Genomic DNA, 12350 nt, shown 5'->3' on the forward strand with positions numbered 1-12350 from the left:
CGCGCCGGATCACGATTTGCCGGGCCTGCGATGATGCTCACCCTGCCTCATCCCCATCATTGCCCGCGACATGCCGCTGGCTGCGGACAGGACGGCCTCTTTGTGCCGCGCCAGCACCTGGCTAGTCAGGCGCGACATCGGCCCTGAAATGCCGATCGCCCCCACCAGTTTCCATTGAATGCCGTACACGGGAGCCGAGATGCTCGATACCTCGGGATCCCGTTCCCCCAGGGACGTCGCATAGCCCGCGCGGCGTATCGATTCGTACGGTTCGCCGGGCTCGCCGGAAAACGCCAGCAGCACGCGCCCGGGGCTGCCGAGCTCGAGCGGCAGAGTCAGGCCCACACGGACATGATGGCGGATGGATTTCGAGCCCTCGATGCGCGCCACGCAGATGCGGTGATTGCCTTCGCGCACGTAGAACGTCGCGCTTTCGCCGGTGGCGGTGGACAGATCCCGCAGCACGGGCTCGACCACGTCGTGCACGTTGAACGTGGCCTGATAGCACGCGCCGAGCCAGCCTGCAGCGTGCGCGAGCCGCCAGGTGCCGTCAGGCTGCTGGGCCAGGTAGTCGTCCAGCGCCAGGGTGCGCGCAAGACGCAGCACGGTTGAACGGTGGTAGCCCGTGCGACGGCTCAATTCCGCCAGCGACAGATAGGCGTTTTCTCCGCCGAATGCTTCCAGCACGCGCATGGCGCGCCGCACCGCGACCACGCCGTCTTCGGGCGCCAGTTCTGCGTCGTTTGAGTCGTCTTTTTCTTTCATCTGATAGAACATGTCTCGTCTTATGAAACGTCATTGTATTGTGCAGAACATACAGACACAATGCCCGCACATTCAAAAAAACTCGGAGACAACCTTGAAATTCTTCCGTCATATCCTGGCCGCCGCTGCGCTGGCCTGCGCTGTCTTGCCTTTGAGCGCTCAGGCCGCTTACCCCGACAAGCCCATCCGTCTGATCGTGCCCTTCCCGCCCGGCGGCGGCACCGATGCGTTGGCGCGTGAAGTCGCCACCAAGATCGGCGCCGATACCGGGTGGAGCTTCGTGGTCGAGAACCACCCGGGCGCCGGCGGCAACATCGGCGTCAACATGGCCGCCCAGGCCACCCCGGACGGCTACACCATCGTTCTGGGTCAGACCAGCAACCTGGCCATCAATGCCACGCTGTACACCCACCTGCCTTACGACCCCGAGAAGAGCCTGACGCCGATCGGCCTGGTGGCCCAGGCGCCGCTGGTTCTGGTCACCGGCGCCAAGTCTCCCATCAAGACACTGGCCGACATGGTCAAGGCGGCCAAGGCCAAGCCGGGCTCGCTCACCGTGGCGACCTCCGGCGTCGGCACGGTGGCCCATCTGACGACCGTGGAACTGCAGAAGAACGCCGGCATCAAGGTCACGCACGTTCCCTACAAGGGCGCCGAGCAGGGCCTGACCGACGTCATCAGCGGCCGCGTCGATATGTATATGTCGTCGGTGCCGACCTTGATCGGCCCGATCCGCAGCGGCATGGTGCATGCGCTGGCCGTGACGTCGCTGAAGCGCTCCGACAACATTCCAGACGTACCCACGCTCGCCGAGTCGGGCTATCCGGGCTTCGAGGGGATTACCTGGTTCGGCCCGCTCGGCCCGGCGAATCTGCCGGCCGGCGTGGTCAAGACCCTGAACGATGCGTTGGTCAAGGCGTTGAAGTCGCTGCAGATCGAAAAGCAATTCACGTCCCAGGGCGCCATGGTGGACATCAGCAGCCCGCAGGAGTTCGCGACCTTGATCCACAAAGACCGCATCCGCTGGGGTCAGCTCGTCAAGGAAACCGGCGCGCACATCGATTAAGTCGCGCATGCCATGGTCACCCTAGCCTTTACCTGCGCGCGAGCGGCTCCGCGCACCGTCGTTCCGCCGCTGGCCTGCGACTGCCATATCCACGTCTATGACAGCCGCTTTCCGGCGGCGCCGACCGCCAGACTGCTGCCGCCCGACGCATCGGCGGCGCAGTATCAGGCCCTGCAGCAATGTCTGGGCTTGCAGCGCGCGGTGCTGGTCACGCCATCGACCTACGGCAACGACAATCGCGCCATGCTGCAAGGCCTGGCCCTAATGGGGCCGGCCGCGCGCGGCGTGGCAGTGATCGACGGCACGGAAAGCGATGCGCAACTGCTGGCCCTGCATGAGGCGGGTGTACGCGGCATTCGCGTGAATCTGTCGTTGGGCGTGATCAACACGCCGGACGATCTCGAGCCCCTGACCCGGCGCATCAAGGGCCTGGGCTGGCACATGCAGCTGCTGATGCCTCCCAGCCTGCTCGCGCAAATCGCCGACAGACTGCGCCGCCTGCCCGTGCCGCTGGTGTTCGACCATATGGGGCGCATCAAACCGGATCAGGCATTGCGGCATCCCGCGTTTCGTCAACCGCTGTTTCGCCAGCCGGCGCATGCCGCGGTGCTGGCGCTGCTGCGCGACGGCCGGGCATGGGTCAAGCTCTCCGGCGGCTATCTCCTGAGCGAGAGCGGCCGGCCCGACGACCCGCATCTGGACGACCTGGCACGCAGCTATATCGACGCGGCCCCCGATCGCGTGGTGTGGGGCAGCGACTGGCCTCACGCCACGGCGTCTGCGGGCACGCATCCCATGCCCGACGATGCGCTGCAGCTCGATCGGCTGCGCCACTGGGCCGGCGACGGCGCCGCCTTCCGACGCATTCTGGTCGCCAATCCCGACGTTCTCTACGGCTTTACGGCCGAGTCCACTCATTCCAAGGAAAGTCCATGGGCATCTCGCTCCCTCGTCTCACACGCCGACGCTTCCTGATCAGCGCCGCAGCCTTGCCCATGGCCGCCCGGGCCGCGAGCGCTTGGCCCGGCGGCAAACCCATCACCTGGATCGTTCCCTACCCCGCCGGCGGCAGCACCGATGTGCTGGGCCGCAGCATTGCCCAGCAACTGGGCCTGCTGTCGTCCATGCAGGTGATCGTCGAGAACAGGCCGGGCGCCACCGGCACCATCGGCGCTTCGTTCGTCGCGCGATCCGCGCCCGACGGCCTGACCTTGCTGGGAACGTCCATCGGCCCGCAGGCGATCGCGCCCCACTTGATGGGCAAGCTGAACTACGACCCCGTCGAATCGTTCGCGCCGATCGTCACCATCGGGACCATTCCGCACATTCTGGTCGTGGGCGCGAAGCAGCCCTACAAGTCGGTCAAGGACTTGGTCTCAGCGGCAAAGGCTGCGCCGGGCAGAATCGCCTTCGCATCCGGCGGCACAGGCACGATTCTGCACATGCAGGGCGAGCTGCTGCAGAAGCAGACCGGGGCCCGCTTCATCCATGTGCCCTACAAGGGCGACACGCCCGCGCTTCAAGACACCTTGAGCGAGCAGGTGCAGTTCATGTTCGCCCCCGCCGCAGCCGCCCTGCCTCACGTGCAAAGCGGCGCGCTGCGCGCGCTGGCCGTGACCTCGGCCAAGCGGCTGCCCGAGCTGCCCGACACGCCCACCATGACCGAAGAAGGCTTCAAGGATTTCGTCGTGGTGCAGTGGCAAGCGGTGTTCGCGCCCGCGGCCACGCCGGCGCCCGTCATCGAGACATTGAACACGGCCATCAATCAGGCCTTGAAGTCTCCCAGCGTCGTCGACCTGGCCGGCAAGCTCGGCATCACGTTGATGGGCGGTACGCCGCAAGCGCTCGACGCCTTGCGCCGTGCCGATTACGAGAAATGGGGCAGGCTCATCCGCGACGCGGGGATCAAGACCTAGTCGGCGAGATTTTTCCGACGCTTACCTTCCAGCTTTTATTTGCGAATCAGGATTCGATATGAGCAACTCAGACATTATTAAAAACTTCGCGCGGGTTCCCGCCGACATCGTCGCGCAGGCCGCGCAATTTCAGCCCGCCATTCTGGCCGATGTCGCGGGCCGGCGCGGCGCGCTGCACGGCCGCATCCGGCCGCTGCACCCCTCCATGAAACTGGCGGGCACGGCATTGACCGTGGAGGTGCGGCCGGGCGACAACCTGATGATCCACGCCGCGATCTCGCTGGCCAAGCCCGGTGACGTGCTGGTCATCGACGGCAAGGGCGACCTCAGCTCGGCGCTGATGGGCACCATCATGATGACCGCGTGCAAGCAGCTGGGCCTGGCCGGCGTGGTGATCGACGGCGCGGCGCGCGACAGCCTGGAAATCATCGAGATGGACTACCCGGTGTTCGCCGCCGGGACCAATCCCAACGGACCCACCAAGAACATCGGCGGGCGCATCGGCCATGCGGTGACCGTCGGCGGCGTCACCGTCCATGCCGGCGACTTCATCGTCGGCGACAACGACGGCGTGGTGGTGGTCGAGCGCGAGAAGATCGCCGGGCTGCTGCCCCTGGCCGACAAGAAGGTCAAGGACGAAGCCGCGCGCATCGCCGCCATCAAGAACGGAGACACTGCGGCCAAATGGCTGGGATCGGCGCTGCGCGCCGCCGGCGTGCTCAAAGAGGGGGAGACGCTGTGAGCGCATCGCCGCATGCCGGCGCCGGCAAGCCCGCCATTCTTGTCACCGCCGCCGATCTGGCGCCGCAGGCGCTGCAGTTGCTAAGCGATTACGACGTCGTCTATGCCGGCAAGACTCCCAGCGAGCAGGACATCGTCTCGCTTTGCAAAACGCACGACCCGGTTGGGATCATCGTGCGCTACAGCAAGGTGGGCGCCGCCGCCATGGACGCGGCGCCGTCGCTGAAAGTCATTTCCAAGCACGGCAGCGGCACCGACACGATAGACAAAGCCGCCGCTGCAGCACGCGGTATCGAGGTCGTGGCGGCGGCCGGCGCCAATGCCGCCGCCGTGGCCGAACAGGCCGTGGCGCTGCTGCTGGCCTGCGCCAAGTCGATCGTGACGCTCAATGCCCGCATGCACGGCGGCCATTGGGACAAGGCCACGCACAAGAGCACCGAATTGGCCGGCAAGACGCTAGGCCTCGTCGGGCTGGGCGCCATCGGCCGCAAGATGGCGCGCATGGCCGACGGCATAGATATGCGCGTCATCGGCTACGACCCTTATGCGACCGATCTTCCGAGCTATATAAGCCAGGTCGATCTGGACACTGTCTGGCGCGAAGCCGACGCCATTTCGCTGCACTGCCCTCTTACCGAGGCCAATCGCAATCTGCTCGACGCGCGAACGCTGGCGCAATGCAAACGCGGCGTGATCATCGTCAATACCGCTCGCGGCGGTCTTATCGACGAGGCAGCGCTTCTGGACGCGATCCGGTCCGGGCAGGTGAAAACCGCGGGGCTGGACAGCTTCGCCGTCGAACCAATGACGGCCGGGCATCCGTTCCAGAACGAACCCGGCATTCTCCTCAGCCCGCACATCGGTGGCGTCACGCAGGAAGCCTACGTCAACATGGGCGTCGCAGCGGCCAAGAATGCGCTGGCCGTGCTGTCGACAGCCAAGCAAGGTTGAGCGGAGACGGCCATGACGGCGAACACGGGTCGACGATGGAAGCAGGCGCCTCCCAAAAGCCATTGGGGGGAGTTCGGCCCCGACGATCAGCGCGGGCGCATGAATCTCGTCGATCGCAGCAAGGTTCTGCAAGGCGTTGCCCAGGTACGCGAAGGACTGACGTTCTGCCTGTCGCTGCCGCTGGACGTGCCGGGCGGCATGCAGCTCAATCCGCGACGGATTCCCGCGCAACGGTTTTCCACGCTGCGCGACGGCAAAAGCGCCGGCGCGCAAGGCTTTTGCTGGTCGTATGCGAGCGAGGACGAAGCACTGACCGACGTGGTCTGCGACGACGTGCTGCTGATGAACACGCAGTACTCCACGCAGTGGGACAGCCTGGCTCATATGGGCAGCCGCTTCGACGCCGACGGCGACGGCGCACCCGAAGCCGTGTTCTACAACGGCTTTCGCGCGGACGAGCACGTGCGGGCCGCGGCGGAAGACCCCGATGCCGTCGCCGATTGGGCCCGCTTTCCGGGGCCGAATGCCGGCGCCCTGGGTATCGAGAACCTCGCCGAACATGGCGTACAGGGTTGCGGCGTGCTGATCGACCTGGAACACCACGTCGGACGCAAACGGCACGCGGTGGGCTACGACGAGCTCATGCGCATCCTCGATGCGGATGCCATCTCCGTCGAGCCCGGAGACATGGTGTGCCTGCATACCGGGTTCGGCGATACCTTGATGGCCATGAACCGGCAGCCGGACGTCGCACGACTGCATGCCACCGGCAGCGGTCTGGACGGCAGCGACGCGCGCCTGCTGGACTGGATCGTCGACGTACGACTGGCCTGCCTGATCAGCGACAACCCCGCCGTCGAACTGCTCCAGGCCGTCAAGTTCGGCACACAAGGACAGCCCATGCGCGGCCCCCGTTTGCCTCTGCATGAACATTGCCTGTTCAAGAACGGCATTCACCTGGGCGAGCTGTGGTGGCTGACCCCGCTGGCGCGCTGGCTGCGCGCGCACGGCCGCAACCGCTTCCTGCTCACTGCCCCGCCACTGCGCCTGCCGGGCGCGGCAGGATCGCCCACCACCCCCATTGCCACCGTTTGATTCCCAGCAAGCAAACCTACAAAGAAAGGAGACATCGTGAAAATACTCGCTGCTTTAGCAGGCGCGATCCTGGCCTTATCTGCCCAGACCGCCACGGCCGCCTATCCCGAGAAGCCGGTGCGCATCATCGTCGGCTTCTCGGCGGGCGGCCCCACCGACATCGTGGCGCGCGCCTTCGCGGCCCATGCCTCGCACGAGCTCGGCCAGGCCTTCATCGTCGAAGACATGCCAGGCGCCAACACCATCGTGGCGGCCCAATTCGTCGCTCAATCTCCGGCAGACGGCTATACCTTGCTGTTCGGCGCGACCAATCACGCCATGCTTCCGGCGCTCTACAGCGGCCGGATCAAGTTCGACGCCTTGCGCTCCTTTACGCCGCTGTGTTCGGTGGCCAGCAGCCCGTCCGTCCTGGTGGTCGGCCCTTCCATGCCAGTCAAGACCCTGGGCGATTTCATCGCGCAGCTCAAGGCACGGCCGGGTGCGCATACGTTCGCGACACCCGGCATCGGCAGTTCCGGCCATTTCGACACCGAGCGCTTCCTGCGGCTGACGGGCACGTCGATGACGCACATCCCCTATAAAGGCGCGTCCCAGGCCATCTCCGACCTCATGGGCGGACAGGTCGACAGCTCGATAGCGACCTTGGGCTCGGTATTGCCCCAGTTGCAATCGGGCAAGCTCACGGCGCTGGCCGCGGCAACGGCTCAGCGCCTGCCGCAGTTGCCGCAGGTGCCGACTTTCGCCGAGGCAGGCGTGCAGGGCTATACCGCCGAAGCCTGGTACGGCGTGCTAGGACCGGCCGGCATTCCGGACGCGGCGCGCCAGGCCTTGATCCGCGCGGCCACCGACTTTGCGCAGGACCCCAAGACGGCAGACACGCTCAACCGGCTCGGACTACAGCCGCAGCATACGTGCGGCGATCAGTTCCAGGCACGGCTGGCCCACGAGATCGATGAATACAAAAGCCTGGCGCACGATCTGAATCTGCATGTCGAATAGCCGCGCCGGCGATCAACCTGTCTAATAATCTGATGGAGACAAATCAATGAAATCCCCTATCGTTGCAAACCCTGTCAAGCAACTGGCCACGCTGCTCGGCGCCGCGGCCCTGTCCTTGAGCGCCTGCATGGCTCATGCTCAGGCGCAATGGCCTGCGCACCCCGTGCGCATCATCGTTCCTTATGGACCCGGCGGCGCGGTCGATGTAGCCACGCGCAAGATCGCGCAGAAACTGACCGAACAGACCGGCCAGAGCTTCATCGTCGAGAACAAGCCCGGCGCCACCGGCACCATCGGCGTAAGCCAGGTGGCACGGTCCGAACCTGACGGCTACACGCTAGTGGCCAACGACACGACCTATTCGCTGCTGCCTTATATCTTCAAGAAGCTGCCTTTCGATCCCCACCGCGATCTGCAGCCCGTGGCGGCCTTTCTCTTTGCACCCATGGCCCTCGCGGTCAACGCCGACAGCCCCTATAAAACGCTGGGCGATCTGCTGGCCAAGGCCAAATCCGCGCCGGGCACCCTGAAGTTCGGCTCGGGCGGCCCCGGCACCACGCCCCACTTTGCCGCCGAAGCGCTGGCGCTCGCCGCCAACGTGAAATTCATGCACATCCCTTTCAAGGGCGCCGCCGAGGCCACGCAGGCGCTGCTAGGCCATGTCATCGACTTTCAGTTCGCTTCGACCACCGGCATCATGGGCCCGGTGCAAGGCGGCAATCTGCGCCTCCTGGCGGTCAGCGGCGACACGCGCCTGGCCGTACTGCCCAAGGTGCCGACCTTTGCGCAGGCAGGCGTGAAAAACTTCAACGGCGTCGTCAACTGGACGGGGCTCTGGGCGCCCAAAGGCACGCCGCCCGCAGTCATGCAGCGCCTGCAAAGCGAGATCGCCAAGGCCATGGCCGCCCCCGACATGCATGCGTTCGCGCAGAAGATGGGCGCAGATCCCCGCTACGTCGATTCCAAGGCCTTTGCGCATAGACTGAGCGACAGCGGCGCCATGTGGTCCAAGGTGGCCCAGGCGATCGGCTTCGAAAAACGCTGACCGGAGACGCTTCATGTTCCTGCTCAATGCGCCTCAGATCCAGGCGTTCTCGGTGTTCTCCGAAATGCCGGAGTCTTTCCGCCGGCCGCAGCGCAGCGCCTGGGCCGACGCCAACCGCGGCGGCATCGCGGCGGACTCGTTCCTGGAAGGACCGGTGTTCGACGATGCCGGCAATCTGTACGTGACGGACATTCCGTGGGGGCGCATATTCCGCATCGACGCCGCCGGCGCGTGGACGCTGGTGGCCGAATACGACGGCGAACCGAACGGCATGAAATTCCTGGAAGCCGGCCGGCTGCTCATCGCCGACTACAAGAACGGGTTGATGCTGCTGGACGTGGCTACCGGACGCGTGGAGCCCTATCTGGAGCGCCGCAACAGCGAACGCTTCAAGGGCGTCAACGATCTGGTCTTCGACAGCGCGGGCAATCTGTACTTCACGGATCAAGGCCAGAGCGGACTGCACGATCCCAGCGGACGCCTCTATCGCTTGCGCAAGAACGGGCAGCTCGACTTGCTGCTCGACAACGTGCCCAGCCCCAACGGCGTCGCCCTGTCGCCCGACGAACGGGTGCTCTACCTGGCCGTCACGCGCGGCAATTGCGTGTGGCGCGTGCCGCTGCTGCCGGATGGCAGCGTCAGCAAGGTCGGCCAGTTTTTCACGTCTTATGGCCCCAGCGGTCCGGACGGACTGGCCGTGGACGCGCAAGGCAACGTCGTCGTCGCCAATCCCGGCCTGGGCTATGTGTGGCTGCTCAATGCGCGCGCCGAACCCATCGTGGTGTGGCGCAGCCCCAAGGGCACGTCCACGACGAACATTGCTTACGGCGGCGAGGGCAGGCGCACCTTGTACTGCACCGAGTCGGTCTCGGGTTCGATCCTGAAGGCCGAAGCGCCCGCCCCGGGCTTGCCTCTGGCGCGCTTGCGCTAAGGCCGGCGCAGGCATGTCGCCTGCGCCGATGCATCACGCCGCAACCGTCTTCTGCGTCTGCTCGCCCAGCCCGTCGATGCCCAGGCGCACCGTCTGACCCGGCTTGAGGTACACCGGACTGGGTTTGACGCCCATGCCCACCCCCGGCGGCGTGCCGGTTGAAATGACATCGCCCGGCTGCAGGCTCATGCACTGCGACAGGTAGGACACCAGCTTGGCGACGGTGAACACCATGGTGCGGGTATTGCCGTTCTGGTAGCGATGGCCGTCGACTTCGAGCCACAGGCCCAGGTTCTGCGGATCGGGCACGTCGTCGACGGTGACCAGCCAGGGACCGATGGGGCCGAAGGTGTCGAAGCCCTTGCCCTTGTCCCAGGTGCCGCCGCGCTCGATCTGCCATTCGCGCTCGGATACGTCGTTGATGACGCAATAGCCGGCGACGTGATCCAGCGCCTGGGCTTCGGTGATGTATTTGGCCGGCTTGCCGATCACCACGCCCAACTCGACTTCCCAGTCGGTTTTTTGCGAGCCGCGCGGGATCTCGATGTTGTCGTTGGGGCCGCTGATGGCGCTGTTCCATTTGTTGAACACGACCGGTTCGGCAGGCACGGGCAGATTCGATTCGGCCGCATGGTCGGCGTAGTTCAGGCCGATGCAGATGAATTTGCCGATGCTGCCCACGCAGGGACCGATGCGCGGATTGCCCTGGACCAGCGGCAGCGAAGCCGTATCGAGCGCACGCAGGCGGGCCAGGCTCGCGGCGTCCAGCACGGCCCCGTCGATATCGGCCACCACGCCGGACAGGTCACGGATACGGCCTTGAGCATCGAGCAGGCCGGGTTTTTCTTGGCCTTTGGGCCCGTAGCGCATCAATTTCATCTTTGCTTTTCCTTCTTGCAGACTATGAGTTGCGAACGCGCAGCGCGCGCGGCTCGAAATCAGTTGGCCCAGCCGCCGTCGATGACGTGCGTCTGGCCGGTCGTGAACGCGGATTCGTCGCTGGCCAGGTACAGGGCCAGCGCGGCGATCTCGTGCGGCTCGCCCAGCCGGCCCCTGGGCTGGCGGGCGACGAACGCGGCGCGGGCGGCTTCGACGCTGGTGCCCTGCGCAGCGGCCTGCTCGACGATGCGCTGCTCCAGCGAGGGCGAGGCGACCGTGCCCGGGCAGATGGCGTTGCAGCGCACCTTTTGCGCGACGAAATCGGCCGCGACCGACTTAGTCAGGCCGATCACGGCGGCCTTGGAGGCACTGTACACGAACCGGTTGGGCACGCCCTTGATGCTCGATGCCGCCGAGGACATGTTGATGATGGAGCCGCCGCCCTTGGCCAGCATGCCCGGCAGAAAGGCGCGGATGGTGCGGTACATGGCCTTGACGTTCAGGTCGAAGGCGAAGTCCCAGTCTTCGTCGCTGGCTTGCAGAACGGAGCCGGCATGCACGAATCCGGCGCAATTGAACAGCACGTCGACCGGCCCCAGCTCCGCGGCCAGCGCCGCGATGGCGGCGGCGTCGCGCACGTCCAGCGTGCGCGCCTGGACCGGCAGGCCGGCGAGCGCGTCGATGCGCAGGTCTGTGGCGATGACGCGGGCGCCCTCGCTGGCGAACCGCTCGGCGCAGGCCCGGCCGATGCCTTGGCCCGCCGCGGTGATCACGGCCGTCTTGCCGGCCAATCGTTGCGACATGATGCTTGCTTCCTGTGTAGCGTTGAATCGAAGGCGGGTACGGACCTCAGTGATGCACGACCGCGGGCGTGGTCGTGGCCATGTCTTGCTGCGGCGAACGGTAGCCGCCGAAACGGCGCGCCCACATGGCGGTAAGAATGGGCACGAGGATCGCGGTGATCAGGCAGGACGTGGCGACCAGGGCCGTGGCGGCAGGCACCAGAGGTTTGAACTTGGGAATCATCTCGCCGATGATCGCCGGGTTGGCGACCGCCGCGCCGGCCGTGGACGAGGCCGCCAGGCCCGCCGCGCCATTGCCGCCGCCGATCCACTTGTCGGCCAGGATGAGCGGGATGCCGGTGACGACGATCACCGCCAGGCCCAGGAACACACCGGGCAGGCCGCTCTTGAACACCACGGCCAGATCGATGCCGCAGCCCAGCGCGAAGCCGAAGAAGGGGATCAGGGCGACCACGCAGCTGCCGAACAACTCGCGCAGCTGCTTGTCCAGGTTGCCGAGCACGAAGCCGATGACGAAAGGCAGCACCGCGCCGATGAACAGACGGCCGTCGAAGCTGGCCACGCCAGTGGCGCCCAGAATGAGCATGCTGATGAGCGGCCCGGATTCGATCGACGTGAGCACGAAGGCGCCGGCTTCTTCCTTCGTGCCGTATTGCTGCATCACGGCGGCATAGAGGCCGCCGTTGGTCATGTCCATGGCCGCAGTGATGGCCAGGATGGACATGCCGGCGAACAGCCCCGTCTTGATGCCTTCGTCAGGAATGAAATACGTGCAGACCAGCGTGACCAGCCAGGCAACCAGCGCCTTGGTGGCCACGATGGTGCCCGACTTGCGCAACACCGTGCCCGTCGCGCGCAAATCGATGGTGGCGCCCATGCAGAAGAACCAGACCGACAGGATGGGCACGGTGCCCGTGATCAGTCCGTTGGTGAAAGAGCCGAAATACGCGCCTGCCTTGGGCGCGAAGGTATGCACGACGGCGCCCAGCAGCAGCGGGACCAGCATCAGCCCTCCGGGTATGCGGTCCACGGCCTTTTTGATGTTCATGAATCTGTCTCCTCGGGGGACTGCGAAGGTCCCGGTATGTCGGTGGCGCACGTCTTTGCCGCGTGCTTGTGCCGGGCAATTTATCATGATTACGGAACATCGTTCCAATAA

Annotated in this window: 13 protein-coding genes; 9 read left to right on the plus strand and 4 right to left on the minus strand. The window is 65.7% G+C overall.

The genetic code is table 11. The features are described 5' to 3' along the window. Positions 1 to 9: 9 nt before the first annotated feature. Entirely contained in the window at positions 10 to 765 is a 756-nt protein-coding gene (locus ACTHJ1_RS12150; protein WP_440192788.1) for an IclR family transcriptional regulator, read from the minus strand. Positions 766 to 859: 94 nt separating this feature from the next. On the opposite strand from ACTHJ1_RS12150, the gene ACTHJ1_RS12155 reads away from it, so the two are divergent. The 9 genes from ACTHJ1_RS12155 to ACTHJ1_RS12195 are packed head-to-tail and all read left to right on the plus strand — an operon-like array spanning position 860 to position 9509. Beyond that, positions 860 to 1831 carry a Bug family tripartite tricarboxylate transporter substrate binding protein gene (locus tag ACTHJ1_RS12155; protein WP_440192654.1) on the plus strand — a complete coding sequence of 324 codons (972 nt, stop codon included), beginning with the start codon at positions 860 to 862 and terminating at the stop codon, positions 1829 to 1831. Between the two features lie 12 nt (positions 1832 to 1843). Next, positions 1844 to 2806 (plus strand): amidohydrolase family protein, encoded by a 963-nt coding sequence (locus tag ACTHJ1_RS12160; RefSeq protein WP_440192657.1) that lies wholly within the window; start codon positions 1844 to 1846, stop codon positions 2804 to 2806. Next, positions 2764 to 3747, plus strand: coding sequence for a Bug family tripartite tricarboxylate transporter substrate binding protein (locus ACTHJ1_RS12165; RefSeq protein ID WP_440192660.1), 984 nt, complete (start codon positions 2764 to 2766; stop codon positions 3745 to 3747). Before ACTHJ1_RS12160 ends, ACTHJ1_RS12165 begins: the two co-directional genes overlap by 43 nt. Positions 3748 to 3805: 58 nt before the next feature. Continuing rightward, entirely contained in the window at positions 3806 to 4489 is a 684-nt protein-coding gene (locus ACTHJ1_RS12170; RefSeq protein WP_440192663.1) for an RraA family protein, read from the plus strand. Further along, positions 4486 to 5439 (plus strand): hydroxyacid dehydrogenase, encoded by a 954-nt coding sequence (locus ACTHJ1_RS12175; protein WP_440192666.1) that lies wholly within the window; start codon positions 4486 to 4488, stop codon positions 5437 to 5439. Before ACTHJ1_RS12170 ends, ACTHJ1_RS12175 begins: the two co-directional genes overlap by 4 nt. Before the next feature lie 12 nt (positions 5440 to 5451). Continuing rightward, the gene (locus tag ACTHJ1_RS12180; RefSeq protein ID WP_440192670.1) at positions 5452 to 6534 is read left to right on the plus strand and encodes a cyclase family protein; all 1083 of its coding nucleotides are present in this window, start codon (positions 5452 to 5454) and stop codon (positions 6532 to 6534) included. Between the two features lie 36 nt (positions 6535 to 6570). After that, entirely contained in the window at positions 6571 to 7533 is a 963-nt protein-coding gene (locus ACTHJ1_RS12185) for a Bug family tripartite tricarboxylate transporter substrate binding protein (RefSeq protein ID WP_440192673.1), read from the plus strand. A gap of 46 nt (positions 7534 to 7579) precedes the next feature. Continuing rightward, positions 7580 to 8578 (plus strand): Bug family tripartite tricarboxylate transporter substrate binding protein, encoded by a 999-nt coding sequence (locus ACTHJ1_RS12190; protein WP_440192675.1) that lies wholly within the window; start codon positions 7580 to 7582, stop codon positions 8576 to 8578. Between the two features lie 13 nt (positions 8579 to 8591). Next, positions 8592 to 9509 (plus strand): SMP-30/gluconolactonase/LRE family protein, encoded by a 918-nt coding sequence (locus tag ACTHJ1_RS12195; RefSeq protein WP_440192678.1) that lies wholly within the window; start codon positions 8592 to 8594, stop codon positions 9507 to 9509. A 33-nt stretch (positions 9510 to 9542) separates the two neighbouring features. On the opposite strand, the gene ACTHJ1_RS12200 is transcribed toward ACTHJ1_RS12195, so the two are convergent. Genes ACTHJ1_RS12200 through kdgT form a run of 3 tightly spaced genes read right to left on the minus strand, consistent with a single transcriptional unit; the run spans position 9543 to position 12239 of the window. Beyond that, entirely contained in the window at positions 9543 to 10388 is an 846-nt protein-coding gene (locus tag ACTHJ1_RS12200) for an ureidoglycolate lyase (protein WP_440192681.1), read from the minus strand. A 59-nt stretch (positions 10389 to 10447) separates the two neighbouring features. Next, positions 10448 to 11191 (minus strand): SDR family oxidoreductase, encoded by a 744-nt coding sequence (locus tag ACTHJ1_RS12205; RefSeq protein ID WP_440192684.1) that lies wholly within the window; start codon positions 11189 to 11191, stop codon positions 10448 to 10450. 46 nt (positions 11192 to 11237) lie between these two features. Then, entirely contained in the window at positions 11238 to 12239 is a 1002-nt protein-coding gene (kdgT, locus tag ACTHJ1_RS12210) for a 2-keto-3-deoxygluconate transporter (RefSeq protein WP_440192687.1), read from the minus strand. Positions 12240 to 12350: the final 111 nt, after the last annotated feature.

Origin of the sequence: Bordetella sp., assembly GCF_051960075.1 — a bacterium.
Taxonomy (GTDB): domain Bacteria; phylum Pseudomonadota; class Gammaproteobacteria; order Burkholderiales; family Burkholderiaceae_B; genus Bordetella.

Bases quoted from the DNA above. Each gene is read 5' to 3' on its own strand.
- ACTHJ1_RS12150 (WP_440192788.1), bottom strand. From the start codon at position 765: ATGAAAGAAAAAGACGACTCAAACGACGCAGAACTGGCGCCCGAAGAC.
- ACTHJ1_RS12160 (WP_440192657.1), top strand. From the start codon at position 1,844: ATGGTCACCCTAGCCTTTACCTGCGCGCGAGCGGCTCCGCGCACCGTC.
- ACTHJ1_RS12165 (WP_440192660.1), top strand. From the start codon at position 2,764: ATGGGCATCTCGCTCCCTCGTCTCACACGCCGACGCTTCCTGATCAGC.
- ACTHJ1_RS12170 (WP_440192663.1), top strand. From the start codon at position 3,806: ATGAGCAACTCAGACATTATTAAAAACTTCGCGCGGGTTCCCGCCGAC.
- ACTHJ1_RS12180 (WP_440192670.1), top strand. From the start codon at position 5,452: ATGACGGCGAACACGGGTCGACGATGGAAGCAGGCGCCTCCCAAAAGC.
- ACTHJ1_RS12190 (WP_440192675.1), top strand. From the start codon at position 7,580: ATGAAATCCCCTATCGTTGCAAACCCTGTCAAGCAACTGGCCACGCTG.
- ACTHJ1_RS12195 (WP_440192678.1), top strand. From the start codon at position 8,592: ATGTTCCTGCTCAATGCGCCTCAGATCCAGGCGTTCTCGGTGTTCTCC.
- ACTHJ1_RS12200 (WP_440192681.1), bottom strand. From the start codon at position 10,388: ATGAAATTGATGCGCTACGGGCCCAAAGGCCAAGAAAAACCCGGCCTG.
- ACTHJ1_RS12205 (WP_440192684.1), bottom strand. From the start codon at position 11,191: ATGTCGCAACGATTGGCCGGCAAGACGGCCGTGATCACCGCGGCGGGC.
- kdgT (WP_440192687.1), bottom strand. From the start codon at position 12,239: ATGAACATCAAAAAGGCCGTGGACCGCATACCCGGAGGGCTGATGCTG.